General features: G+C 72.6%; 19 protein-coding genes. 13 read left to right on the forward strand and 6 right to left on the reverse strand.

Annotated elements, in window-relative coordinates; genetic code table 11:
• The first annotated feature begins 7 nt into the window (after positions 1-7).
• Genes dxr through ispG form a run of 3 tightly spaced genes read left to right on the forward strand, consistent with a single transcriptional unit; the run spans position 8 to position 3,651 of the window.
• A complete protein-coding gene (gene dxr / locus MILUP08_RS08430; RefSeq protein WP_007456606.1) occupies positions 8-1,219 on the forward strand; it encodes a 1-deoxy-D-xylulose-5-phosphate reductoisomerase in 1,212 nt (403 codons plus the stop codon).
• A complete protein-coding gene (locus MILUP08_RS08435; RefSeq protein ID WP_007456607.1) occupies positions 1,219-2,469 on the forward strand; it encodes a M50 family metallopeptidase in 1,251 nt (416 codons plus the stop codon). The genes dxr and MILUP08_RS08435 overlap by 1 nt, the downstream gene beginning before the upstream one ends.
• 9 nt (positions 2,470-2,478) lie before the next feature.
• Positions 2,479-3,651 carry a flavodoxin-dependent (E)-4-hydroxy-3-methylbut-2-enyl-diphosphate synthase gene (ispG, locus tag MILUP08_RS08440; protein ID WP_007456609.1) on the forward strand — a complete coding sequence of 391 codons (1,173 nt, stop codon included), beginning with the start codon at positions 2,479-2,481 and terminating at the stop codon, positions 3,649-3,651.
• A 70-nt stretch (positions 3,652-3,721) separates the two neighbouring features.
• Here ispG and MILUP08_RS08445 read toward each other — a convergent pair whose 3' ends face one another.
• Complete coding sequence (locus MILUP08_RS08445) at positions 3,722-4,312, reverse strand: PadR family transcriptional regulator (protein WP_007456611.1); 591 nt, start codon at positions 4,310-4,312, stop codon at positions 3,722-3,724.
• A gap of 111 nt (positions 4,313-4,423) precedes the next feature.
• Between MILUP08_RS08445 and MILUP08_RS08450 the strand changes: the two genes are divergently transcribed.
• Both MILUP08_RS08450 and MILUP08_RS08455 read left to right on the forward strand, forming a co-directional pair.
• A complete protein-coding gene (locus MILUP08_RS08450; RefSeq protein WP_007456613.1) occupies positions 4,424-5,647 on the forward strand; it encodes an MFS transporter in 1,224 nt (407 codons plus the stop codon).
• A 57-nt stretch (positions 5,648-5,704) separates the two neighbouring features.
• Positions 5,705-6,544 (forward strand): GNAT family N-acetyltransferase, encoded by an 840-nt coding sequence (locus MILUP08_RS08455; RefSeq protein ID WP_007456615.1) that lies wholly within the window; start codon positions 5,705-5,707, stop codon positions 6,542-6,544.
• 186 nt (positions 6,545-6,730) lie between these two features.
• Here the strand turns inward: MILUP08_RS08455 and MILUP08_RS08460 are convergent, their stop codons facing one another.
• Complete coding sequence (locus tag MILUP08_RS08460; protein ID WP_007456619.1) at positions 6,731-7,291, reverse strand: hypothetical protein; 561 nt, start codon at positions 7,289-7,291, stop codon at positions 6,731-6,733.
• A gap of 754 nt (positions 7,292-8,045) precedes the next feature.
• Between MILUP08_RS08460 and MILUP08_RS08465 the strand changes: the two genes are divergently transcribed.
• Positions 8,046-11,690, forward strand: a complete 3,645-nt coding sequence (locus MILUP08_RS08465) for an ATP-binding cassette domain-containing protein (RefSeq protein WP_007456622.1) — start codon at positions 8,046-8,048, stop codon at positions 11,688-11,690.
• A gap of 45 nt (positions 11,691-11,735) precedes the next feature.
• On the opposite strand, the gene MILUP08_RS08470 is transcribed toward MILUP08_RS08465, so the two are convergent.
• The 4 genes from MILUP08_RS08470 to MILUP08_RS08485 form a co-directional block, all read right to left on the reverse strand.
• The gene (locus MILUP08_RS08470; protein ID WP_007456624.1) at positions 11,736-12,803 is read right to left on the reverse strand and encodes an NADH:flavin oxidoreductase/NADH oxidase; all 1,068 of its coding nucleotides are present in this window, start codon (positions 12,801-12,803) and stop codon (positions 11,736-11,738) included.
• 67 nt (positions 12,804-12,870) lie between these two features.
• The gene (locus MILUP08_RS08475; protein WP_039907479.1) at positions 12,871-14,163 is read right to left on the reverse strand and encodes a dicarboxylate/amino acid:cation symporter; all 1,293 of its coding nucleotides are present in this window, start codon (positions 14,161-14,163) and stop codon (positions 12,871-12,873) included.
• 197 nt (positions 14,164-14,360) lie between these two features.
• A complete protein-coding gene (locus tag MILUP08_RS08480; protein ID WP_007456627.1) occupies positions 14,361-15,029 on the reverse strand; it encodes a DUF998 domain-containing protein in 669 nt (222 codons plus the stop codon).
• Positions 15,022-15,987 (reverse strand): glutathione S-transferase family protein, encoded by a 966-nt coding sequence (locus MILUP08_RS08485; RefSeq protein ID WP_007456629.1) that lies wholly within the window; start codon positions 15,985-15,987, stop codon positions 15,022-15,024. The genes MILUP08_RS08480 and MILUP08_RS08485 overlap by 8 nt, the downstream gene beginning before the upstream one ends.
• Positions 15,988-16,095: 108 nt before the next feature.
• Here MILUP08_RS08485 and pcaF point away from each other — a divergent pair, with 108 nt between their 5' ends.
• The 7 genes from pcaF to MILUP08_RS08520 all read left to right on the forward strand — a co-directional run bounded on the left by pcaF (position 16,096) and on the right by MILUP08_RS08520 (position 25,806).
• Entirely contained in the window at positions 16,096-17,301 is a 1,206-nt protein-coding gene (gene pcaF / locus MILUP08_RS08490; protein ID WP_007456631.1) for a 3-oxoadipyl-CoA thiolase, read from the forward strand.
• A gap of 154 nt (positions 17,302-17,455) precedes the next feature.
• Positions 17,456-18,268, forward strand: coding sequence for an SAM-dependent methyltransferase (locus tag MILUP08_RS08495; protein WP_007456633.1), 813 nt, complete (start codon positions 17,456-17,458; stop codon positions 18,266-18,268).
• A 5-nt stretch (positions 18,269-18,273) separates the two neighbouring features.
• Entirely contained in the window at positions 18,274-20,436 is a 2,163-nt protein-coding gene (locus MILUP08_RS08500; RefSeq protein ID WP_007456635.1) for a putative bifunctional diguanylate cyclase/phosphodiesterase, read from the forward strand.
• A 97-nt stretch (positions 20,437-20,533) separates the two neighbouring features.
• Positions 20,534-21,034, forward strand: coding sequence for a DUF456 domain-containing protein (locus tag MILUP08_RS08505; RefSeq protein ID WP_007456637.1), 501 nt, complete (start codon positions 20,534-20,536; stop codon positions 21,032-21,034).
• A 331-nt stretch (positions 21,035-21,365) separates the two neighbouring features.
• On the forward strand, positions 21,366-22,952 hold the full coding sequence (locus tag MILUP08_RS08510; protein ID WP_007456639.1) for an amino acid permease: 1,587 nt from the start codon (positions 21,366-21,368) through the stop codon (positions 22,950-22,952).
• Between the two features lie 115 nt (positions 22,953-23,067).
• Positions 23,068-24,432 carry a glutamine synthetase family protein gene (locus tag MILUP08_RS08515; RefSeq protein WP_007456641.1) on the forward strand — a complete coding sequence of 455 codons (1,365 nt, stop codon included), beginning with the start codon at positions 23,068-23,070 and terminating at the stop codon, positions 24,430-24,432.
• An 18-nt stretch (positions 24,433-24,450) separates the two neighbouring features.
• Positions 24,451-25,806 carry an aldehyde dehydrogenase family protein gene (locus tag MILUP08_RS08520; RefSeq protein WP_007456643.1) on the forward strand — a complete coding sequence of 452 codons (1,356 nt, stop codon included), beginning with the start codon at positions 24,451-24,453 and terminating at the stop codon, positions 25,804-25,806.
• The last annotated feature ends 1 nt before the right edge of the window (position 25,807 follow it).

Raw genomic sequence — 25,807 nt, forward strand, 5'->3', positions numbered from 1 at the left:
TGGCCGCGTGACTTCCCCCCGCGATCTCGTCCTGCTCGGGTCCACCGGCTCGATCGGCACGCAGGCCATCGACATCGTCCGGCGCAACCCGGACCGGTTCCGGGTCGTCGCGGTGGGTGCGGGCGGCGGCAACGTCGAGCTGCTCGCCGCGCAGGCCCTCGAACTGGGCGTCGAGGCGGTCGGGGTGGCCAAGGCGTCCGCCGCGCAGGACCTGCAACTCGCGTTCTACGCGGAGGCGAGCAGGCGCGGCTGGGCCACCGGCGACTTCAAACTTCCCAAGATCGTGGCCGGGCCGGACGCCATGACCGAGTTGGCGCAGTGGCCGTGCGACATCGTGCTCAACGGGGTGGTCGGCTCGCTGGGCCTCGCTCCTACGCTGGCCGCGCTGCGCGGTGGTCGTACTCTCGCGTTGGCCAACAAGGAGTCGCTGGTGGCCGGCGGCCCGCTGGTCAGGGCGGCGGTGACGCGGCCGGGGCAGATCGTTCCGGTCGACTCGGAGCATTCGGCGTTGGCGCAGTGCCTGCGGTCCGGGTCGCGCGGTGAGGTGCGGCGGCTGGTCGTCACGGCCAGCGGCGGCCCGTTCCGGGGTCGGCGCCGCGACGAGTTGACGCAGGTCACACCGGAGCAGGCGCTGGCGCACCCGACGTGGAACATGGGGCCGGTCGTCACGATCAACTCGGCGACCATGGTCAACAAGGCGCTGGAGGTGATCGAGGCGCACGAGCTGTTCGACGTGCCGTACGCCGACATCACCGTGATGGTGCACCCGCAGTCGGTGATCCACTCGATGGTCGAGTTCGTCGACGGGTCGACGATCGCCCAGGCCAGCCCTCCGGACATGCGGCTGCCGATCGCGCTCGGCATCGGCTGGCCTGATCGGGTGCCCGAGGCCGCCAGCGCCGTCGACTGGACCGCCGCGCACACCTGGGAGTTCGCGCCGCTCGACGACGTGGCGTTCCCGGCCGTGGCCCTGGCCAAGGCCGCCGGGGAGGCCGGGCGCTGCCGCCCGGCGATCTACAACGCGGCGAACGAGGAGTGCGTGGCGGCGTTCGTGGCGGGCCGGCTGCCGTTCCTCGGCATCGTCGATACCCTCGAACGCGTGTTGGAGGACGCTCCGGACTTCACCGAACCAGGTACCGTCGAGGACGTGCTCGCGGCCGAGTCGTGGGCGCGCGCACACGCGCAGAAGATCATCGCGGGTTCGGTGGAAGGAGCTTGATGTCGTACCTGCTCGGGGTGGTCCTCTTCGCCCTGGCCATCCTCATCTCGGTGAGTCTGCACGAGGCGGGGCACCTGCTCACCGCCAAGATGTTCGGGATGAAGGTCACCAAGTACTTCGTCGGCTTCGGCCCCACCGTCTGGTCGTTCCAGCGGGGCGAGACCGAGTACGGCCTCAAGGGCATCCCGCTCGGCGGTTTCTGCAAGATCGTCGGGATGACGCCGCAGGATGACGACGTCGAGCCGGGCGACGAGTCGCGGGTGATGTGGCGCTATCCGGTGTGGAAGCGCACGATCGTGATGGCTGCGGGGTCGATCACGCACTTCGCGCTCGCCCTGATCACCATCTGGATCCTCGCCGTCTCCGCCGGCCTGCCCAACCCGGACTTCCCGACCACCGACGCGCAGGCCCGCAAGGAGCCGGCGGTCATCCAGCTCAGCCCGTGCGTGGTGCCGGAGAACACGCTGCGCGAGTGCACCCCCGCCGACGCCGCCAGCCCGGCCGCCCAGGCCCAGCTTCGCGACGGCGACCGGATCACCTCGATCAACGGCACCCCGATCGGCAACTACGGCGACCTGTTGACCACGCTGCGCAGCCTCAAGCCTGGCGACACCACGCGGATCGAGTACGTCCGCGACGGGCAGGCGGGCAGCGCCAGCACTGTGCTCGCGCAGACCCAGCGTCCACCCCTGGACGACCCGAAGGGGGCCGCCGCGCCGGTGGCCGCGCTCGGCGTCGGCCTCGTCCCCAGCACCCCCACCCGCGTGACGTACGGGCCGGTCGGCGCCTTCGGGGCCACCGCCGACTTCACCGGCCAACTGGCCGTCGGCACCGCGCAGGCGTTGCAGCGCATCCCGCAGAAGGTCCCCGCCCTGTGGACCGCCCTCACCGGCGGCGAGCGTGACGTGGACACCCCGATCAGCGTGGTCGGCGCCAGCCGGCTCGGCGGCGAGGCCGTCCAGAACAACGCCTGGCTGGTCTTCTTCATGCTGTTCGTGTCGCTGAACTTCTTCATCGGCGTGTTCAACCTGCTGCCGCTGCTCCCGGTGGACGGTGGCCACATCGCGATCGCCTGGTTCGAACGGGCCCGCTCCTGGGTCTACGCGCGGATCGGCCGGGCCGACCCGGGCCGGGTCGACTACCTCAAACTGATGCCCTTCACGTACGCGGTGATCCTGATCGGTGGCGCGTTCACGCTGCTGACCATCGCCGCGGACGTCGTCAACCCGATCACGCTCTTCTCAAGGTGAGTGCCTGAAGTGACCGCTATCAGTCTCGGTATGCCCGCCGTGCCGCCCCCGCCGCTCGCTCCCCGCCGGGCCAGCCGCCAGATCATGGTCGGTTCGGTGCCCGTCGGCGGCGGTGCGCCGGTGTCCGTGCAGTCGATGACCACGACCCTCACCTCCGACGTCAACGCGACCCTCCAGCAGATCGCCGAGCTGACCGCGTCCGGCTGCCAGATCGTCCGGGTGGCCGTGCCGTCCCAGGACGACGTCGAGGCGCTGCCCGCGATCGCCAAGAAGTCGCAGATTCCGGTGATCGCCGACATCCACTTCCAGCCCAAGTACGTCTTCGCCGCGATCGACGCGGGCTGCGCGGCCGTCCGGGTCAACCCGGGCAACATCCGGCAGTTCGACGACAAGGTCAAGGAGATCGCCCGGGCTGCGGGAGCGGCCGGGGTGCCGATCCGCATCGGCGTCAACGCGGGCTCGCTGGACAAGCGGCTGCTGACCAAGTACGGCAAGGCCACCGCCGAGGCGCTCGTCGAGTCGGCGCTGTGGGAGTGCTCGCTGTTCGAGGAGCACGGCTTCCGCGACATCAAGATCTCGGTCAAGCACAACGACCCGGTCGTGATGATCCGCGCGTACCGGCAGCTCGCCGAGCAGTGCGACTACCCGCTGCACCTGGGCGTCACCGAGGCCGGCCCGGCCTTCCAGGGCACCATCAAGTCGGCGGTCGCCTTCGGTGCCCTGCTCGCCGAGGGCATCGGCGACACCATCCGGGTGTCGCTGTCCGCCCCGCCGGTCGAGGAGATCAAGGTCGGCAACCAGATCCTGGAGTCGCTCGGCCTGCGCGAGCGCGGCCTGGAGATCGTCTCCTGCCCGTCCTGCGGGCGGGCCCAGGTGGACGTCTATAAGCTCGCCGAGGAGGTCACCGCCGGCCTGGAAGGGCTGCCGGTGCCGCTGCGGGTCGCCGTCATGGGCTGCGTCGTCAACGGTCCGGGCGAGGCCCGCGAGGCCGACCTCGGCGTCGCCTCCGGCAACGGCAAGGGTCAGATCTTCGTCAAGGGCCAGGTCGTCAAGACGGTGCCCGAGGCGCAGATCGTGGAGACGCTCATCGAGGAGGCGCTGCGCATCGCCGACGAGATGGGCGCCGAGCTTCCCGAGGAGCTGCGCGGGCTGGTCACCGGCCCGACCGTCACCGTGCACTGATTCACGAACTGGAAAAGCGGCCGTTCCCCGTACGGGGAACGGCCGCTTTCGTCTGCGCCGGCTTGGCGCGTCACTCGGATTCGGCGAGGATCGCGTACAGCTTGCGCCGGGTCTCGTCGAGCACCTGGGCGGCCCGCTCACGCTGGTCGTCGGTGCCGTTCATCATGACCTGACGCAGTGCGTTCATCGCCTGCGCGCCGGAGTCGCGGATGTCGTGCCAGCTGCTCACCGTGCCCTGGGCGACGTCCGCCCACGGCGGGGTCTCCGCGGCCGCGGTGGCCTCCGCCTGACCGGCCTCGGTGACCGTGAACCGCTTGCGTCCACCGCCGGCCTCCTCGGTGCTGGCCACGATCACACCCTCGTCCTCCAGGAGTTGGAGGGTGGGGTAGATCGAACCCGGACTCGGCCGCCAGGCGCCCCCGGTGCGGGAGTCGATCTCCTGGATCATCTCGTAGCCGTGCATCGGCCGCTCGGTGAGCAGGGCCAGCACCGCGCCCCGGACGTTGGGGCGGCGGCCCCTGCCTCGTCCGCGGCCGCGTCCGCCCCAGGGGCCGCCGTGTTCGTGACCGTGCGGGCCGTGGGGGCCGGGCGGGACCGGCGGGAAGCCGAACCCACGCATCCGGGCCTCGTGCATCGGGTGGTGCTGTCGTTGGAACCTCATGGGGTTCTTCCTCTCTGCGTACTGTCGCTGATGCATCAACGATATATCGCCAATGCATCGTCGACAAGGTCCTACTTACAAACCGTACGTACGTCTTGCTAGGGTCTCGGCATGCGCCTGCTCCCACCGCCCGGCCCGGCCCGGGTCCTCACCGTCGGCACCCTGGTCAAGACCGTCGGGCGGGGCCTCTGGCTGGTCGCCAGCGCGCTCTTCCTCACCCGCTCGGTCGGCCTCTCGGCCGCCCAGGTCGGTGTCGGGCTGACCATCTCGGCGCTCGTCGGAGTGCTCGCGAGCGCGCCGAGCGGCTACCTGGCCGACCGCGTCGGGCCGCGCGGCGCACAGGTCGGCGGGCTGATCGCGGCCGGCATCCTGACCGTCGGGCTGATCACCGTCCGATCATTCCCCGCCTTCCTGCTGGTCGGCGCGGCCACGGCGCTCGCCGACGCGGTCGAGCGCGGCGCCCGCGGAGCGCTGATCGCCGGCGCGATCCCTGCCGACCAGCGGGTGCACACCCGCGCCTACCTGCGGGCCACCACAAACGTCGGGATCTCCGTCGGCGCCGTCCTCGGCGGCTTCGCCATCGCCGCCGACACCCGTGCCGGCTACCTCACGCTGATCCTGACCACGGCGGCGGCGTCGCTGGCCGCAGCGGCGATCTCCGTCCGGCTGCCCACCGTCGCACCCGTCGCCGCCCCGACGCGAGGACCCCGTCTGGTCGCCCTACGGGACCGCCCGTTCCTCGCCTTCACCCTGCTCGACGGGCTGATGTCCATGCACTTCAGCCTGCTCACCCTCGCTCTGCCGTTGTGGATCGCCGGGCACACCACCGCGCCGGCCTGGATGATCTCGGTGTTGACGCTTGTCAACACCGCGCTCGTGGTGCTCCTGCAGGTACGCGCGGCACGCAGCGCCGTCACCCTGCCGGGGGCCGCCCGGGCATCCCGCCGGGCCGGGGTCGTCATCGCCCTGGCCTGCGTACTGTTCGCCGCCAGCGGCGCGCTGCCCACACCGGGCGCCATCGGCCTGCTCTGCTGCGGGTCGCTCGCGCACGTGATCGGGGAGCTGTGGCACTCCGCCGCCGGATGGGGGATCTCCTTCGGGCTGGCGCCCGCCGACGCGCAGGGCCAGTACCAGGGGACGTACGGCATGGGTTACGAGCTGGGCAAGATGCTCGCGCCCGTCGTGGTGACCAGCCTCGCCCTCGGTTGGGGCGTACCGGGATGGCTCGCGCTGGGCGGGCTGTTTCTCCTGCTCGGTGCCCTGGTGCCCCCGGTCGTCCGGTGGGCCGGCCGGACCCGTCCGGCCAGCCCGGTCACCGAGCCGCTGACCGTCTGACGGCGGGCTCGCCACTCGGCCGGCGAGGCGGGGGGTCGATCTGGCAGGCTGATAGACGTGCTGACGGTGCCGGTACGGCAACTGGGGGAATCGGAGCGCCGCGCGGTCGAGCGCCTGCTCGACCGTGACCCGTTCGCGGGCGCGCAGGTCGCCGAGCGCATCGCCGCGCGCGGGCTGTCGTGGTGGCGGGCCGAAGGGCGGATCCTGGGGTACGGCGCCCGGCGCAACCTCGAATCGCTGTGCTGGCTCGGCGGCAACCTGACCCCGGTGCTCGCCACCGACGCCGCCGTGTCCGCCTTCGCCGACCTGCTCGCGGGGGAGGAGCGACTCTGCTCCTCGATCGTCGGTCGCGCCGACGCCGTCCTCGGCCTCTGGGACCGGCTCTCCGGCACGTGGGGGCCCGCCCGCGACGTCCGCCCCAACCAGCCGCTGCTGGCCACCGACACGATGCCTGCCGTACCGGCCGACCCAGAGGTACGCCGCGTCCGCTCCGGCGAGGTCGACAGGCTCTTTCCGGCGGCCGTCGCCATGTACACCGAGGAGGTCGGCGTCTCCCCACTCGCCGAGGACGCCGGCCGCAGCTACCGCCGCAGGGTCAACGACCTGGTCCGCGCCGGCCGCGCGTACGCCCGGTTCGTCGACGGCAAGGTCGTGTTCAAGGCCGAACTGGCCGTGGTGACCAAACGGACCGCCCAGGTCCAGGGGGTCTGGGTCGCGCCGGAGTGGCGAGGCCGCGGCATCGCCGCCGCCGCCATGGCCGCCGTCGTACGCGACGCGCTGCTCCGGGTCGCCCCGACGGTCAGCCTGTACGTCAACGACTTCAACCTGCCGGCCCGCCGGGTGTACGAGCGCTGCGGCTTCCAACCGGTCGGCACGCTCGCCACGGTCCTCTTCTGACTCCTCCGGCGCTGGGCTCACGGCTTCGTTGCGTGGCCCCGGTAGGCAGCGCGTCGAGCGCCGGGCCGGCGTCGTGGTTGTCGCCGAGGATGGCGGCCAGGTCAGTAGTCGCCGGTGGCCGGGCATGCCGCTGGCCGGCACCCCCGGGTGCGGGATGCCGGCCAGTCGGTCGGGTCATGCGGTGGGTCAGCTGTTCCAGTGCTGGCCGACCAGGTCGGTGGCCTGCTGCTCCCACTGGGCGTACGCGTCGGGGTACGCCGACACCTGGACGGTCTGCGCGGCCTCGGTCAGGGGCATGTCCTGCCACCCGTCGACCTGCTTGAGGCCCTTGAGGAACGCGGTGGTGGAGTACTCGGGGTTGGTGATCTGCTCCGGCGTGCCCCAACCCGAGGTGGGGCGCTGCTGGAACAGGCCCAGCGAGTCGTGGTCGTTGGCGTCGCCGAGGTGGCCCAGGTTCTCCAGCTTCGACTCCTGCAGGCTGGTGGCGATGGAGATGACGGCGGCGCGTTCGGGCAGGCCGGCCTTCTTCGTGGCGGCGATGATCGCCTTGACGTTGGCGGTCTGCTCGTCGTTGAGGGTGATGTGCGACTGGTCGCCCTGCGGCTTCGGCGCCGCGCTCTGCACGGCCACCGCGACGGGCTTGGCGTCGACGGGGTTGGCGTGGGCGGCGATCGGGCCGGCGAAGACACCACCGGCGAACGCGAGACCAGCAACCGACAGCATGCTCTTACGGAAGATCGTGTTCATCAGGGGTAGCTCCTTCGGGGGTAGGAACACCCACGCACCAGGGGGAAGCGGTGGCGCGGGTGTGAGCACCTCGTCCGGCGCTGCACAAAAGGGGGGAAAGTCTTCGGGTCGGCGGCCTGCGAGCGGGGGGCTCGCGGCGCCCGGGGTGGCGGCCTGCGAGCGGGGGGCTCGTGGCGCCGGGACCGTGTGTAACGACCGTCGGGCCGGGGTGATTCCCGGGGCCCGGCCCCTGACCGGAGGGCACCGGATCGGGCCGGGCGGTCGTTCGGGGGTGTCTGCAACGACCTGCCCGGGCCGGCCATTCCCACCCCCGACGGCGGGGGCGGGTGGCCGTGGTCCTGCGATCGTCAGGGTGTGTAACGACCCCGGGCCCGCCACGATTCCGGCCCACGGATGCACCCCGTCACACCCGGGCGGCCCCCGGAATCGGACATCTCACCCAGGCCGTGTGATCGGTGACGGTCGGACCGGACGCTCGGGTGGTGATCGACACGAGTTCGCCGATACCGGGGTATCCGTCACACCGGGAAGCCCCCATATCAGCGAACTCGTGTCGATCGAGCTGGCGTAGGTCTGGCCCTCGTGGATCGGCCTTCGCCAGGTCCTCCAACCGCCCGCACGGCTGCTCGGCATCGTGCGTCGGGTCGCCCAGACCTGACCGCACGCCCTGCTCAGAGCGGGTAAATCGGTTGAGTCGACGGGGCTGCTACCGGCACGCTTGGTGTTCCGCCACCCACGTCCGGAGGAACTTCCGATGCGACTGCTCCGTGATCTGTGGGGCACCTCGCCGCGCCGTCTGACGTTCGTGGCCGTCCTGATCGTGCTGGGCGCCGCCGGTCAGGCGGGCGCGTCGGCGCTCGCCGGCGCGGTGCTGGTGCACAGGTCGACAAGCTCCTTCACGGTCCTGGCCGCAGCACTGGCCGCCGTGGTGCTCAGCGACCTCGTGGTGAGCCTGTTGATGGCCGGGCTGACCGCCGACTGGTCCGCGGACGTGCGTCGGCGGCTCTGCCGGGTCGCGCTCGGGCAGGATCTGCCGAGCCTGGAGACCACCCCGGTGGGCGAGCTGCTCGACCGCATCGACGGAGACGTCTACCAGGTGGCGTCGGCGGTTCGTAACCAGGGCTCGCGCCTCGCTCAGGGGCTCTGCGTCGGCCTGCTGTCGATGGTCGTGGCGCTGGCCGTGTGGTGGCCGGCCGGGATAGCGATGCTCCTGCTCACGGTGCTGCTCGGGGTGGGCCTGCGCCGGCCCACGGCGCTGATCGGCCCCGCCCGGATGGTCGAGGAGGAGGCCTGGTCGGACCTGGCCGCCGTGATGGAGGAGGCGGTGCACGGTCAGGACGACGTGCGGACCAGCCTGGCCCAGCCGTACGTGCTGCGGCTGTACGCACGGAGGGCCGCCGCCGTGCTGTCCCGCGGCCACCGGGTCTGGGTGCTGTCCGCCCGGGTGGCTACGGTCGCCACCGCGACGATCCGGGCCGGCGTCGGCGTGGTGGTGCTCGGCGGGGCCTGGGCGTTGGCCACCGACCGGGTCGACGCCGCCCGGCTCACCGCGACCTGGCTGCTCGCCCTGGCTTTCGGGGCGACCGCCGAACACGTCAGCCGGATGGTGCCCGAGCTGCAGGAGGCCCTCGGCGCGTGGGCCCGGGTGCAGTTGCTCCAGAAGGCTCGGCAGGAGCCGGTCGGCGGGGCCAGTCCGGCCGAGGGTGACCTGCGCATCCGGGACCTGACGTTCGAGTACGAGGTGAGCGGCCCGGAGAGCGGGCGGGGTGCGGCCCTGCGCGGCCTCAGCCTGACCTTCGCGCGCGGCCGGTCGTACGCCCTGATCGGGCGGACCGGGTCGGGCAAGTCGACAGTGGCGAAGGTGCTCACGAGGGCCGTGGACGTACCGCCGGGCACCGTGTTCCTCGGCGGCACCGACCTGTGTGACCTCGACGTCGAAGAGCTGCGCCGCTGGGTGGCGCTGGTGCCGCAGCGCACCGAGATCGTGGCCGGCACGCTCGCCGAGAACGTCGCGCTCTACGACCCTGAGCTGCTCGACGCCGCCGCCCGGGCGCTTGACGAACTGGGCCTGGCCGGTTGGATCGCCGAGCTGCCCGACGGGTTGGCGACCCGGCTGGGGGAGGGCGGGCACGTGCTCTCCGCCGGCCAGGAGCAGTTGGTGGCGTTCGCCCGGATCCTGGTGCGCGACCCGCACGTGGTGATCCTGGACGAGGCCACCGCCCGACTGGACCCGGTGACCGAGGCGCGGGTGCAGCGGGCCACCGAACGGCTGCTGCGCGACCGGATCGGCATCGTCATCGCCCACCGGCTCTCCTCGGTGCGCCGCTGCGACGAGGTGGTGGTGCTGGCCGACGGCGCGGTGGTCGAGGCCGGCCCGCTGGAGACGTCGACACGTTTCGCCGAGCTGCTGGCGACCAGTCACGCCGCCGTGTACGCCGGTGGGACGCCGTCGTTCCGGTCGGGCGGCGGCACCGACCTGCTGACCGGCCCGGACAGCGCCGGCACCGACCTGCTGACCGGCCCGGACAGCGCCGGCACCGACCTGCTGACCGGCCCGGACAGCGCCGGCACCGACCTGCTGACCGACAGCGCCGGCCCGGACGCCGTCGGGACCGGCCCGGGCGCCGTCGGCGCCTGGCCGAGCGTCGGCCCGGTCGTGCCGTCGGTGACGAGTGCGGCCGGCCCGGCGGTACGGGCCGAGCCGCCACCGTTGCCGCCGACCCCGCCGGCCCGGACGTTCCGGGAGATCATCCGGCTCTGCACCAACGACCCCCGGTACGGAGCGGCGGCGATCACGCTGTTCCTCGGGCTCAGCCTGCTCGGGCTGGACGGCCCGCTGCTGCCGTGGCTCTGGGCCGGCCTGGTCGACGGGACCGGCAGCCCGTACCTGCCGGCGCTGGGCATCGTGGCGGGGCTGCTGGTCACCCTGCCGCTGCCGTACTACACCCACGTCTGGTTCCCGCACTGGTGGGTGCGGCAGATGCTGCGGATCGGCCTGCGTCTGGTGCACGGCCAGACCGGCCCGCGCCGGGTCAGCTCACACACCCCGGCGGAGGTCGTGGCGCAGGGTGGTGACACCGAGCGCGTGGTGCAGCTCGCCGACAACGTGCTCGACCAGTTCGTCGCGCTGGTCCTGGTGGTCGCCATGACGGCGGTCACCGGCAGCGTCGTACCGGGGCTGTTCTTCCTCGGCACGATGGTCGTCTCCGGACTGGCCGCGACGCTGTTCGGCCCGAAGCTGGAGCGTGCGGCACGGGCGACAGTGACGGCGCGGGCGGCGTTCGCCACCGCCCTGGTCTCCGCGCTCTCCGCGGCGCGCACGGTGAAGCTCGCCGGTGCGACGGCGGCGGTGCTGCGTCACCTGGCCGACCTGGACGCGCTGCGCAGCGACAGGCAGCGTCGGGAGATCTCGGTGCAGGTGTGGTCACGGTCGACGCCGTCGGTGGCCAGCGGCCTGCTGCCGATCGGCGCGTGGGCGCTCTACCTGGGCGGCGAGTTGTCGGCAGGTGCGGTGCTGGTGGCCGTCTCCACGCTGGGCGCGGCCCGGTGGTTCGCCTGGACCACCGCGTCGTTGATCTCGCAGCTCCCGTCGGCGCGGGTGTGGACCCGGCGGACGGTGGCGATGACGGGCGTGGGCGCGTACACGGCGGCGGTGCCGGCGGTCGATCTGGCCGGCGGTACGGCGCCCGCGCCGACGTCGCCGCCCCGGCGCCCGCTGCGCCGGTTGGAGCTGCGCGGCTTCTCGGTGGTGCACTCCGACGGCACGGTCGCCGTCCGGGACGTGGACCTGACGGTGCAGCGCGGGCAGTTGGTGCTTGTCGTCGGGCCGGTCGGGTCGGGCAAGTCCTCGCTGCTGCGGGCGCTGGCCGGCATCGTGCACCACACCGGCGAGCTGTCGTGGAACGGCGACCCGGTCACCGAGCCGGAGCTGTTCCTGCGCCCCAACCAGGTCGGTTACGTCGGCCAGCTGCCCCGGGTGCTGTCCGGCACGGTGGCCGACAACATCGCGCTCGGCCACCAGGTGGACGCGGCCGGCGCGGTCAGCACCGCCCAGCTCGACCACGACCTGGCCGCCGCCGGGGGTGGGCTGGGTCTGCTCATCGGGCACAAGGGCACCCGGCTCTCCGGCGGCCAGCTACAGCGGCTGGCGCTGGCCCGGGCGCTGGCGCCGCGTACCGAACTGCTTGTCGCCGACGACGTGTCGTCGGCGCTTGACGTCACCACCGAGCTGGCGCTGTGGCGGGCGCTGCGGGCGCACGGGGTGACGGTGGTCGGGTCGACCGCGAAGCGGGCCGCGCTGGTCCGCGCCGACCACGTGGTGGTGTTGCACGCCGGGACGGTGGCGGCGCAGGGCACGTGGCGCGAGCTGGAGGGCGACTGGTCGCACCTGGCCGGCTGACGGTCGGGCGGCTGCCGGCGACGGCAGCCGCCCGACCGGCGCGAATCACCAGGCGCGGGCGTACTGGGCGGGCCCGGTGTACGCGACGCCGAGCTTCGCGGCGGCGCGGCGCGGCCAGTACGGGTCGCGCAGCAGTTCCCGGCCGAGCAGCACCAGGTCGGCGTCGCCGCCGGCGACGATCTGCTCGGCGTGCTCCGGCTCGACGATCAGGCCGACCGCTCCGGTCGGTACGCCCGCCTCGCGGCGGATCCGGGCGGCCAGCGGCACCTGGTAGCCGGGGCCGAGCGGGATGCGCTGGTCGGTGCTGACACCGCCGGAGGAGGCGTCGACCAGGTCGACGCCGACGCCGGCCAGCTCACCGGCGAGCACCACGCTGTCCTCGACCGTCCAGCCGCCCTCGACCCAGTCGGTGGCGGAGATCCGCGTGAGCACCGGCACGCTCTCGCCGACCGCGGCGCGCACCGCGCGGGCGACCTCCAGGGTGAGCCGCATCCGGGCGGCCCGGTCGCCGCCGTAGGCGTCGGTGCGGTGGTTGGTGAGCGGCGACAGGAACTCGTTGAGCAGGTACCCGTGCGCGGCGTGGATCTCGACGGCGGCGAAACCGGCGGCGAGGGCCCGCTCGGCGCCGGCGGCGAACGCGTCGACGACGCCGGCGATGCCCGCCGCGTCGAGGGAGGTCGGCGTCCGGTAGCCGGGAGTGAACGGCTCCGACCCGGGGGCGACCGGCGTCCAGCCGCCCTCGGCGTCCGGCACTCCACCGCGCTCCGGCGCCCAGGGCCGGTAGGTGGAGGCCTTGAAGCCGGCGTGCGCGAGCTGGACGGCCGGCACCGCGCCGTGGGCGGCGACGAACGCGGTCACCGGTCGCCAGGCGTCCACGTGCGCGCCGGACCACAGCCCGGTGTCCTGCGGAGAGATCCGACCCTCGGGGAGTACGGCGGTCGCCTCGGTAAGCACCAGCCCGGCACCGCCGACCGCGCGGGTGCCGAGGTGGGTGAGGTGCCAGTCGGTGGGCAGGCCGTCGGGGCCGGCCGAGTACTGGCACATCGGCGCCATCGCGATCCGGTTGGGCACTGTGACCCCGCGCAGGGCCAGGGGAGTGAACAGGGAACTCATGGGGTCATCCTCTCCGAAACGGCGACGGACCCCGGGGAGAGGGGTCCGCCGCCGTGCAGTGATCTGGTCAGGCAGGAACGGGGCTGAGCTCGGGCCGGGTGTCGGCGACCGGCTCCGGGTCGACGAGGTCCCGGCGGCCCGCGGACTCGTACGCGGCCCGGTCGAGCGTGCCCTCACGGGCGGCGACCACCGTCGGCACGAGGGCCTGCCCGGCCACGTTGGTGGCGGTGCGGATCATGTCCAGGATCGGGTCGATGGCGAGCAGCAGGCCGGCGCCGGCAAGCGGCAGACCCAGCGTGCTGAGGGTCAGCGTGAGCATCACGATCGCGCCGGTCAGACCGGCGGTGGCCGCCGAGCCGACCACCGAGACGAACGCGATCAGCAGGTAGTCGCCGACGCCGAGGTGCACGCCGAACACCTGCGCCACGAAGATCGCGGCGAGGGCCGGGTAGATCGCGGCGCAACCGTCCATCTTCGTGGTGGCGCCGAAGGGCACCGCGAACGAGGCGTACTCGCGGGGGACGCCGAGCCGCTCGACGGAGCGCTGGGTCACCGGCATGGTGCCCACCGAGGAGCGGGACACGAAGCCCAGCTCGATGGCCGGCCAGGCACCGGCGAAGAAGCGCAGCGGGTTGAGCCGGCCGGCGAGGATCAGCACCAGCGGGTAGACCACGAACAGCACGATGGCGCAGCCGACGTAGACGGCGGTGGTGAACTTCGCGAGAGGGGCCAGCAGGTCCCAGCCGTACGAGGCGACGGCGTTGCCGATGAGGCCGAGGGTGCCGATCGGGGCGAGCCGGATGACCCACCACAGGGCCTTCTGCACGATTTCCAGCAGCGAGCGGTTGAGCGCCACGAACGGTTCGGCCGCCTCGCCGACCAGCAGGGCCGCGGCGCCGATGACGACGGCGAGGAAGACGATCTGCAGGACGTTGCCCTCGACGAACGCGCCGACCGGGTTGGTGGGCACGATGCCGGTGAGGAAGTCGGTCCAGGAGCCGGTCTTCTTCGGCGCCGCGGCGCCACCCAGGTCGAGGGTCACGCCCTTGCCCGGGTCGACGAGCAGGCCGAGGCCGATGCCGATGCTCACGGCGATCAGCGCGGTGATGCCGAACCACATCAGGGTCTTCAGCGCGAGCCGGGCGGCGTTGGCCACGCCGCGCAGGCTGACCACGCTGACCACGATCGCGGTGAAGACAAGCGGCGGCACGGCCAGCTTGAGCAGCTGGACGAAGAGGGAGCCGACGGTGTGCAGGGTGCTGGTCAGCCAGCTCAGGTCGTTGCTGCGGGCAATGAAGCCGAGCGCGACGCCCAGCACGAGGCCGAGGAGGATCTGTACGGAGAACGGAATTTTGCGCAGGCCGAAGGGCATGACGTGTCCAATTGTCTGGTCTGGTGGGGGTAGGCGTGGGGAGGACGGCTACGCCGGACAGATGCCGCTGGCCTGCAGTCGGAGATCGACATACAGGCGGACGGTGAGGCCCCAGACATTGGTCATCGCTAGCCGACGATACGCCTCTCGACCTGATCTGCAAGGCACGGTGGTCGTGACGCTCCTTACAAGCCTCGCTCGTGGCGGGTCAGGGCCAGTGCCGTGCCGGTGGCCACGCCCCACAGCACCGCGAGCCCGAGGACCAACCGCTCCACCACGCCGACCAGGGCGCCCCGGCCGACCACCAGCATGGCCACCCCGACCGTCGCGCACAGCGGCAGGGCGAGCACGGCCGTGCCGGCCGCCAGCCGTCGGACCATCGCCCCGGCCGGCCCGGACACGGCCAGCGCGACCATGGCGAGGACCACCGCCGCCGTCGCCGCGATGCTCGCGCCCCCGTGCACCAGGTCGGCCACCGTGGTCCGCTCGAACGGCGGCAGCGGGCAGCCGGCGGAGCAGGTCACCGCACCGGACACCGCGGTAAGCACCGCGCCGACGGCGAGCAGCGCCGGCGCCACCCGCACCCCCGGGGGCAGCGCCGCGGCGATCAGCAGCAACGCGCCGGCCAGGGCGAGAACCCCGATGCGGTACGCCACGGCGTGCGCGCTGCCGACGATGCCCGCCTCGCTCACGTACCCGGTGAGACCCGGACCGGGACCGGCGACGACCGCGACCGTCACCGCGACCGCGCCGGCCACCGCGCAGCCGGCGGCGGCGGACCCGGCGACCCGGCGGGCGACGTCCCCGCGGGCGGCGGGTGCCGTCGCGGTGCCGGCCCGCCCCGGCTCAGCCACGCCCGTGCGGCGTCGTCCAACCGGACTCGTCGGGCCCCAGCGGCACGATGCCGGTCGGGTTGATCTCCCGGTGGGTGCCGTAGTAGTGCCGCTTGATGTGGTCGAAGTCCGCCGTCTCGCCGAAGCCCGGGGTCTGGAACAGGTCCCGGGCGTACGCCCAGAGCACCGGCATCTCGGTCAGCTTGCTGCGGTTGCACTTGAAGTGCCCGTGGTACGCGGCGTCGAAGCGCACGAGCGTGGTGAACAGCCGCACGTCGGCCTCGGTGATCGCGTCGCCCAGCAGGTAGCGCTGCCCGGCCAGGCGTTCGGACAGCGCGTCCAGTCGGGCGAAGAGCGCCCGGAACGCCTCGTCGTACGCCTCCTGGGAGGTGGCGAACCCGCACCGGTAGACGCCGTTGTTGACGTCGCGGTGGATCTCGGCCATCAGCGCGTCCATCTCCGGGCGCAGCGCGACCGGGTACAGGTCCGGTGCGCCGGGCGCGTGCAGGGACCGCCACTGCGTGGAGAGGTCGAGGGTGAGCTGCGGGTAGTCGTTGGTGACCACCCGGCCGGTGAGCGTGTCGACGAGGGCCGGCACGGTCACCCGGCCGGTGTAGTCCGGGTCGGTGGCCAGGTACGCCTCGGAGAGGAAGCTGACACCGAGGACCGGGTCGAAGCCGTCCGGGTCGAGGGCGAACGCCCAGCCCCGCTCGTCCCGGATCGGGTCGACGGTGCCCAGCGAGATCGCGTCGTCCAGCCCGAGCAGGCCGCGCACGATCATCGCCCGGTGCGCCCACGGGCAGGCGCGGCACCAGATCAGCCGGTACCGACCGGCCTCCAGCGGCCAGCGGTCCTGCTCGTCCGGACCGCCGCCGGGTGGGGAGGTCGAGTCGGCGGTGACCCGACCGGCGAACCGGTTGGGCTGGCGGACGAACGCGCCGCCGCCACTGGTCTCTGCGCTGAACTGGGCCCGGGCCATGCCGCCAACCTATCCGCTGCGAGCGTGGATATCCTGACGGCTGGGGAGTCCCCTGCGACCCGGGTGGACGCCCTCGCCCCCGCCCTTCCCACCCCCGAAGGACTCGCGATGACCGTGGCATACCTGGTGGCCGGTGTCCGTACCCCCATCGGTCGGTACGCCGGCGCGCTGGCCGGCGTCCGCCCCGACGACCTGGCCGCGCACGTGATCCGCGAGCTGGTCGCCCGGCACCCGTCGGTGGACTGGGCCCGCGTCGACGACGTCGTGCTCGGCTGCGCCAACCAGGCCGGCGAGGACAACCGCAACGTGGCCCGGATGGCGGCGCTGCTCGCCGGCCTGCCCGAGGAGGTGCCCGGCAGCACGGTCAACCGGCTCTGCGGTTCCGGCCTGGACGCTCTCGCCACCGCCGCCCGGTCCATCGTGGCCGGCGAGGCGGACCTGGTGGTCGCCGGTGGGGTGGAGAGCATGAGCCGGGCGCCGTTCGTCGTGCCGAAGGCGACCTCGGCGTACTCCCGCGCGGCCGAGATGTACGACACGACCCTCGGCTGGCGACTGGTCAACCCGCTCATGCGCGACGGGTGGGGCGTCGACTCGATGCCGGAGACGGCGGAGAACGTGGCCGCCGAGTACGGCGTCGACCGGGCCGAGCAGGACGCCTTCGCGTACCGCTCGCAGCAGCGCGCCGCCAAGGCGCAGGCCGACGGCCGGTTCGCCGAGGAGATCGTGGCGGTGTCCGTGCCGGCCGGTCGCCGGGAGACCCGACTGGTCGACGTCGACGAGCACCCCCGGGAGACGACGCTTGCGAAACTGGCGGCGCTGCCCACCCCGTTCCGGGACGGCGGCACGGTGACCGCCGGCAACTCCTCGGGCGTCAACGACGGCGCGGTCGCGCTGCTGGTGGCCAGCGAGGCGGCGGTGCAGCGGTACGGCCTCACCCCGCTGGCCCGCGTCAGCGGCGCGGCGACGGCCGGCGTTCCGCCGCGGATCATGGGAATCGGCCCGGTGCCTGCCACCCGCAAGCTGCTCGACCGGGTCGGCGTCGAGCTGGGCGCGGTGGACGTGATCGAGCTGAACGAGGCGTTCGCCGCGCAGTCCGTGGCGGTGCTGCGCGAGCTGGGGTTGCCCGTCGACGCGGAGCACGTGAACCCGAACGGTGGTGCGATCGCGCTCGGGCACCCGCTGGGCGCCAGCGGCGCGCGGCTGGCGTTGACCGCCGCCCTGGAGCTGCGCCGTCGCGGCGGCCGGCGGGCGCTCACCACCATGTGCATCGGTGTCGGGCAGGGCATCTCGCTGCTGCTGGAGTCGGCCGCCTGAGCGCGGAAAGTTACGTGAAGGGATCTCCCGTGCGCGGGAGTCGGCGGCCTAGAGTGGTCCACACCACACGACCCGCGGGGTCGGCCGGCGGTCGCGCGCGCCCGTCGACGCCGGTGCCGCCCCGCGCGACGGCGACGAACTGGGGAGCACACCGATGCCGGACGCACTGCCGACCGAGATTGACCTGACCAGGCCGAGCGCGGCCCGGGTGTACGACTACTTCCTGGGTGGGGCGCACAACTTCGAGGTCGACAGGCAGTTGGCCGAGCAGATCGCCAGCATGACCCCGAATCTCGCGGCCACCATGCGTTCCGGTCGGGAGTTCCTGCGCCGGGCCGTCCGGGTGCTGCTCGACGCCGGCATCGACCAGTTCCTCGACATCGGCTCCGGCATCCCGACCGTGGGCAACGTGCACGAGGTGGCCCAGGCGGCGAACCCGAAGGCCCGGGTGGTCTACGTCGACATCGACCCGGTGGCCGTCGCGCACAGCCGCGAGCTGCTCGCCGGCAACGACCTGACCGGGGTGATCCACGCCGACCTGCGCGAGCCGGAGCGGATCCTCACCGAGACCCGGCGGCTCGGGCTGATCGACTTCAGCCGACCGATGGGCATCCTGCTGGCCGGGGTGGTGCACTTCGTCCCGGACCCCGACGGTCCCGAGGAGATCCTGTCCACCCTGCGGGCCGCCGCCGCGCCGGGCAGCTTCCTCGTCATCTCGCACTCGACCTTCGAGGACCAGCCGCAGGAGATGCTGGACGCCCAGCGCCTCTCCGCCCGGACGGCCACCGAGATCACCCTGCGCTCCCGCGCGCAGGTCACCGGCTTCTTCGGCGACTGGACGGTTCTCGAACCGGGCGTGGTGCACATGCCACTGTGGCGTCCCGACTCGCCTGCCGACGTGGACGAGCACCCCGAGCGGTTCGGCGCCTTCGGGGGCGTGGCCCGGTACGACCAGCCCGCCGGCTGATCGCGGTGGCCGCCGTCCCGGACCCCACCGGGGTCGACGTCGGCCGGGGTGGCGCCCAGGGCTACGCCGCCGACTGGGCCCGGGCCGTACGCCGCATCGGTTTCGTGCCGCTGAGCGCGGCCGAGACCGAGCGGCTGTTGCTGCTGCACACCGTCCGGCTGGCGCAGGTGGTGCGGGCCGATCCGTTCAGCGCCCGTCCCGCCGAGGAGGTCGGGCGGGCGCTTGTGGAGGCGCACCTGACCGAGCCCCGGGCGTTGGAGTGGTCGCTGCGCGCGCTCGGTGACGAGTTCCCCGCTCGGGTCCTGCCGCCCGGCGACCGGCCGGCCGACCTGGGCGAGCGGATCGCGGCGGTGCAGGGCGGGCTGGCCGCCGGGTTCGCCCGCGCGCTGCGCGACCGCACCTTCAGCCAGCAGGAGCGCATCGCCCGCTCGGCCTGGCAGGCCCGCGACGAGGTCGAACAGGCGCTGCGCGACAGCGAGGCGCGGTTCCGGGCGGTCTTCACCGGCGCGGCCATCGGGATCGGCATCGCCGGAGTGGACGGCCGGATCATCGACGTCAACGCGGCGTTCGCCGACATGCTCGGCTACTCGATCGAGGAGCTGTGCGAGATGAACGTGGCGGAGCTGTTCCACGCCGACGACGCCGCCGGCATGTGGGAGCTGTACCAGGAGCTGATCGAGGGCAAGCAGGACTCGGTCCGGGTGGAGAAGCGCTACCACCGCAAGGACGGCAGCATCGTCTGGACCGACCTGGCCGTCTCGTTGATCCGGTACGACGACGGGCGACCCCGGTTCACCGTCGCCATGATCGAGGACATCACCGAGCGGTACGAGCTCCAGCAGCGGCTGCGCTTCCAGGCGCTGCACGACCCGCTGACCGGGCTGCCCAACCGGACGTTGTTCTTCGAGACGCTGGGCCGGGTCTTCGACACCGCCGGGCCCGGTCAGCGGGTCGGGGTGTGCTTCCTGGACCTGGACGGCTTCAAGGCGATCAACGACAGCCTCGGGCACGACCTCGGCGACCGGCTGTTGGTGGCGATCGGCCGGCGGCTCGCCGAGTGCGTGGCCGACCACGGCCACCTGGTCGCCCGGATGGGCGGCGACGAGTTCGTCATCCTCGTCGACGGCGGCGACGACGTCGACGACGCGGTGGCCGTGGCGGAGGCCGCGCTGGCCGCCGTCGCCGCCCCGGTGCACCTCGGCGACCAGCAGTTGGCGGTCTCCGCAAGCGTGGGCATCGTGGACTGCCCGGCGGCCGAGACCACCGCCTCCGAGCTGATGAAGGCCGCCGACACGACGCTCTACTGGGCCAAGGCTGCCGGTCGTGGCCGGTGGGCGGTGTACGACCCGGAGCGCAGCGCCCGCGACCTCGCCCGGTCGGCGCTGGTCGCCGGGCTGCCGGCCGCGCTGGACCGGGGCGAGTTCGTGCTGCACTACCAGCCGATCGTGTCGCTGCTGGAGGGCACGATGCTCGCGGTGGAGGCGCTGGTCCGCTGGGAGCACCCGGAGCTGGGCCTGATCGGCCCGGACCGGTTCATCGGCCTCGCCGAGGAGACCGGACTCATCGTCCGGCTCGGCGAGTGGGTGCTGCGGCAGTCCTGCCACGACGCCGAACGCTGGCGGCGGGAGTTCCCCGACGCCCGGCTGGTGGTAAGCGTCAACCTGGCCGCCCGGCAGGCCGACGAGCCGACGATCGTCGCGACGGTGGCGGACGCGCTGGCCACCAGCGGTCTGCCGGCGGAACTGCTGCAACTGGAGCTGACCGAGAGCGCCGTGATGGGCAGCGCCGGCGAGCCGCTGCGCAGCCTGCACCGACTCGCTGCGCTTGGCGTCCGGCTGGCGGTCGACGACTTCGGCACCGGGTACTCCAACCTCGCGTACCTGCGGCGACTGCCGATCCACTGCCTGAAGCTGGCCGGCCCGTTCGTCGAGGGCATCCGCGCCGACGGGACGGACGCGGTGGCGGACCACCGCGACGAGCGGATCGTCGACGCGTTGGTCCGGTTGGCGCACGCGCTGGAGCTGTGGGTCACCGCCGAGGCGGTGGAGACCTCCGTGCAGGCCGAGCGGCTGCGGGCGTTGCGCTGCGACACCGGGCAGGGGCGGTACTTCGGCGCACCCGCGCCGGCCGAGGAGATCACCGCCCGGCTACGGCGGACGACGGCGTGACGCGCGGGCGGGCGGGTCGCCGCCCGACTGCGCGGCGGGGTGGCGGCGTGAGCGGTGGATCGAACCGATCCGAGTGGTGCCGACGGAGGGTGGCGCGGTGAGCCTGAACGACTCGCAGACGGTGGTGACCGTGGTGGCCGCGCTGGCCATCCTGGCCGGGCTGGCCGGCGTGGTGGTGCCCGGCCTGCCGGCGCTGCCGCTGTGCTGGGGTGGCGTGCTGGTCTGGGCGATCTTCGGCGGCGCCGGTCCGGGTGGCTGGGCGGTGTTCGCCGCCGCCACACTTGTCGCGGTCGGAGGCATCGTCGTGAAGTACCTCTGGCCGGGGAGGAACCTCAAACGCACAGGCGTGCCGACGTCGTCGCTGCTGGCCGGGGGCGCGCTCGGACTGGTCGGGTTCTTCGTGATCCCCGTGATCGGTCTGCTGCTGGGCTTCGTCGCGGGGGTGTGGGCGGCGGAGCGGCTGCGGCTGGGCAGCAACCGGCTCGCCTGGCCGTCCACCGTGCAGGCGCTCAAGGCGGCCGGCCTGTCCATGCTCGTGGAGTTCCTGGCCGGCCTGACCATCGGCGCCCTCTGGGTCGGCGGCCTCCTGCTGACCTGACCCCCACCTCGCTCTTGATCACCGGGAGCGGACGGGAGCGCCGGGGCAGAGGGGAGAGGGCGGCGCGGGGCATTGTCGGGTACGGCGGTTGCCGTACGTGAGAGAGAGGCGTGCCCCGCGCCGCCGCGGTGCCGGGCGGTCCGAGCGCCCGGTGGTGGCCCGTCGCGATCGGGCCTGGTCACGAGGTCAAGCATGCGGGCGGGCCGAACGGGCGGCAACGCAATTAGCCGGGACGGCGGTGAGATTCCCACCGGCATCGTATTGACCTGTCTTGATCGGCGGGACGACACTTTGCCCACTCGCCAGCGGAACCACCTCAGGGAGGTGTGCAGTGGCCACGACGCCCGTGCCGACCGCAGAGCAACCGATCGACGACGACGCCCGACGACTCGCCGAACTCGGCTACAAGCAGGAGCTGCGCCGCAAGTGGAGCGGCTTCTCCAACTTCGCCATCTCGTTCTCCATCATCTCGATCCTGGCCGGCTGCTTCACCACCTTCGGCCAGGCGTGGAACAACGGCGGGCCGGTCGCCATCTCCTGGGGTTGGCCGCTGATCTCACTGTTCATTCTGATCATCGGTTTCTGCCTGGCCGAGCTGGTGTCGGCCTACCCCACGGCGGGCGGGATCTACTGGTGGGCGGCGACCATGGGCCGCCCGGTGCACGGCTGGTTCACCGGCTGGTTGAACCTCATCGGCCTGGTCGCGGTCACCGCCTCGGTCGACTACGGCTGCGCGACCTTCCTCAACCTCACCCTGTCGGCGCTCTTCGACGGTTGGGCCGGGACGCTGCGGCAGGCGTTCGTCCTCTTCGTGATCATCTTGGCGCTGCACGGGCTCATCAACATCTTCGGGCACCGGATCATCGACGTACTCCAGAACGTCTCGGTCTGGTGGCACGTGGCCGGCGCGGCCGTCGTGGTGGCCATCCTGGTGTTCGTTCCGGACGACCACCAGAGCTTCCAGTTCGTGTTCACCGAGCGGTTCAACAACTCGGGCTTCGGCGACGGGGACACCGGCGGGCTGACGTTCTGGTTCTACGTGCTGCCGTTGGGCTTCCTGCTCACCCAGTACACGATCACCGGCTTCGACGCCTGCGCGCACGTCTCCGAGGAGACCCGGGGTGCCTCGCAGGCCGCCGCGCGTGGGCTCTGGCAGTCGATCTTCTACTCGGCGATCGGCGGTTGGATCCTGCTGCTGGCGTTCCTGTTCGCGGCCACCGACGTCGAGGCGGTAAACGCCGCCGGCGGCTTCTCCGGTGCCATCTTTGAGTCCGCCCTGACTCCGGTCTTCTTCAAGGTCGTCATCATCATCTCCACGATCGGGCAGTTCTTCTGCGGGATGAGCTGCATCACCTCGATGAGCCGGATGGCGTACGCCTTCAGCCGGGACCGCGCGGTGCCGGGCTGGCGGCTCTGGTCGACGGTGAACCGCAACGGCACCCCGGTCAACGCGATCATCGGCACCACGATCGCCGGCCTGGTGCTGACCCTGCCGGCGCTCTACGAGAGCTCGGCCGGCATCCCGGTCGCCTTCTACGCGGTGGTATCCGTCGCGGTGATCGGCCTCTACCTGTCCTTCCTCATCCCGATCGCGTTGCGGCTGCGACTCGGCGACCGGTTCGTTCCCGGCCCGTGGACGCTGGGGCGGAAGTACAGGCTGCTCGGCTGGATCGCGGTCATCGAGATCGCGGTCATCGCGGTGTACTTCGTGCTGCCGATCGTGCCGGCCGGGGTGCCCGGCAACGACGACTTCACCTGGTCGGCGGTGAACTACGCGCCGCTCGCCGTGGGCGGGGTGCTGCTGGTGGTCGCCGTCTGGTGGTACGCGTCGGCCCGGAAGTGGTTCGCCGGCCCCGTCCGTACCGTCGAGGATCCCTCGTCGGCGGCCGACCCGACGCCTGTCGACGGCCCGGCCTGACACCCACCCGGCGGGGCGGGCGCCGCGCCCGTCCCGCCGGGTTTGCCACCGTCTCCAACGGGGGCATTGACGGTGATCCGGTTTGCCAGTAGACCTTGGTGATGGAGGCCCGCGAATGACGAAAGCTCCGCTCACGCTGGAACAACTGCGGGTCGCCATCAACGACGGCGAGATCGACACCGTCGTGCTGGCCCTCGTCGACATGCAGGGTCGCCTGCAGGGCAAACGGTTCCACGCGCCGTTCTTCCTCGACCAGGTGGTGGCCAACGGCAGCGAGGGCTGCAACTACCTGCTCGCGGTGGACGTCGACATGAACACCGTCGACGGGTACGCGATGTCGAGCTGGGAGCGCGGCTACGGCGACTTCGCGATGGTCCCGGACTTCGCCACCCTGCGCCGGGTGCCCTGGCAGCCCGGCTCGGCCCTGCTGTTGGCCGACCTGGCCTGGCTGGACGGCTCCGGTGACGTGGTCGCCTCGCCCCGGCAGATCCTGCGCCGGCAACTCGATCGGCTGGCCGAGCACGGGCTGACCGCGTACGCGGGCACCGAGCTGGAGTTCGTGCTGTTCCGCGACTCGTACGAGGACGCCTGGCGGCGCGGCTACCGCGACCTGACCCCCGCGAACCAGTACAACGTGGACTATTCGCTGCTTGGCACCGCCCGGGTGGAGCCGCTGCTGCGTCGGATCCGCACCGAGATGGCCGGGGCGGGGCTCACCCCGGAGAGCGCCAAGGGTGAGTGCAACCTCGGCCAGCACGAGATCGCCTTCCGCTACGACGAGGCGGTGGCCTGCGCCGACCACCACGTGATCTACAAGAACGGGGCCAAGGAGATCGCCGCCCAGGAGGGCATGGCGATCACCTTCATGGCCAAGCCGAACGAGCGGGAGGGCAACTCCTGCCACATCCACTTCTCGCTGCGCGACCGCACGGGCGCCTCGGCGATGCTCGGCGACGGGCCGGCGCACCTGTCGGAGACCGGGCAGCGGGTGCTCGCCGGGCTGCTGGCCACCATGCGCGAGTTCAGCCTGCTCTTCGCCCCGAACATCAACTCCTACAAGCGCTACCAGCCGGGGTCGTTCGCCCCGACGGCGCTGCGCTGGGGTGTCGACAACCGCACCTGCGCCCTGCGGGTGGTGGGCCACGGGCAGGGCATGCGCGTGGAGAACCGGGTGCCCGGCGCCGACGTCAACCCGTACCTGGCGATCGCCGGGCTGGTCGCCGGCGCGCTGCACGGCATCGAGCGGGAGTTGGAGCTGGGCGCGGAGTGCAGCGGCAACGCGTACGACGACCCGGAGGCCGAGCGCGTCCCCGGCACCCTGCGGGACGCCCTGACCCTCTGGGAGGGCTCGGCGGTGGCCCGGGAGGCGTTCGGCGACGAGGTGGTGGCCCACTACGCCAACCAGGCGAGGGTGGAGTTGGCGGCGTTCGACGCCGCGGTGACGGACTGGGAGCTGACCCGTGGCTTCGAACGCCTCTGACGGGCTGGGGTGGCGCGCGTGACTCTCGTGGTGGACCCGGCGTCCGGGGAGGCGTTCCGGGAGGTCCCCGGGGCCTCGGTGGCGGAGGTGGACGCGGCGATCTCCCGGGCCGCCTCGGCGTTCGAGACGTGGCGGGCCTTCGCGCCGGGGGACCGGGCCCGGCTGCTGCGGCGGTTCGCCGCCGTCGTCGACGCGCACCTCGACGAGTTGGCCCTGTTGGAGGTGCGCAACTCCGGGCACACCATCGGCAACGCCCGCTGGGAGGCCGGCAACGTCCGCGACGTGCTGGACTACTACGCCGGTGCGCCGGAGCGGTTGACCGGCCGGCAGATCCCCGTGCCCGGCGGCCTGGACGTCACCTTCCACGAGCCGCTCGGCGTGGTCGGTGTGATCGTGCCGTGGAACTTCCCGATGCCGATCGCCGCCTGGGGGTTCGCCCCGGCCCTCGCCGCCGGCAACACGGTGGTGCTCAAGCCCGCCGAGCTGACCCCGCTCACCGCGCTGCGCCTGGCCGAACTGGCCCGCGACGCCGGTCTGCCCGACGGTGTGTTCACAGTGCTCCCGGGCGAGGGAGCGGTGGTGGGGGAGCGGTTCGTCAGCCACCCGGCGGTCCGCAAGATCTGCTTCACCGGCTCCACCGAGGTCGGCACGCGCATCGCGGCCGGGTGCGCCGCCCAGGTGAAGCGCCTCACCCTGGAGCTGGGCGGCAAGAGCGCCAACATCGTGTTCGCCGACGCCGACCTGGAACGCGCCGCCGCTACCGCGCCCGGCGCGGTCTTCGACAACGCCGGCCAGGACTGCTGCGCACGGTCGCGGATCCTGGTCCAACGCCAGGTGTACGACAGGTTCCTGGAACTGCTCGAACCGGCGGTCCGCGCGGTGCGGGTCGAGGACCCGTCCCGGGACACCGCAGAGATGGGTCCGCTGATCTCGGCGGCCCAGCGGGACCGGGTCGCCGGCTACCTGACCGGGGCGAGCATCGCGTTCACCGGCTCGTGCCCCGACGGTCCCGGCTTCTGGCACGCCCCGACCGTGCTGCTGGCCGACTCGCCGGCGGACCGGCACTGGCGGGAGGAGATCTTCGGCCCGGTGGTGTCGGTGCTGCCGTTCGACGACGAGGCCGACGCGGTCCGGCTCGCCAACGACACCGAGTACGGCCTCTCCGGCTCGATCTGGACCCGCGACGTCGGCCGCGCGCTGCGGATGGCCCGCGCCGTTGACGCGGGCAACCTCAGCGTCAACTCGCACTCCTCGGTGCGCTACTGGACCCCGTTCGGGGGGATGAAGCGTTCCGGACTCGGCCGCGAGCTGGGCCCGGACGCGCTGCACTCCTTCACCGACGTCAAGAACGTGTTCATCGCGACAGAGGAGTGAC

This window comes from Micromonospora lupini str. Lupac 08 (genome assembly GCF_000297395.2).
GTDB lineage: Bacteria > Actinomycetota > Actinomycetes > Mycobacteriales > Micromonosporaceae > Micromonospora > Micromonospora lupini.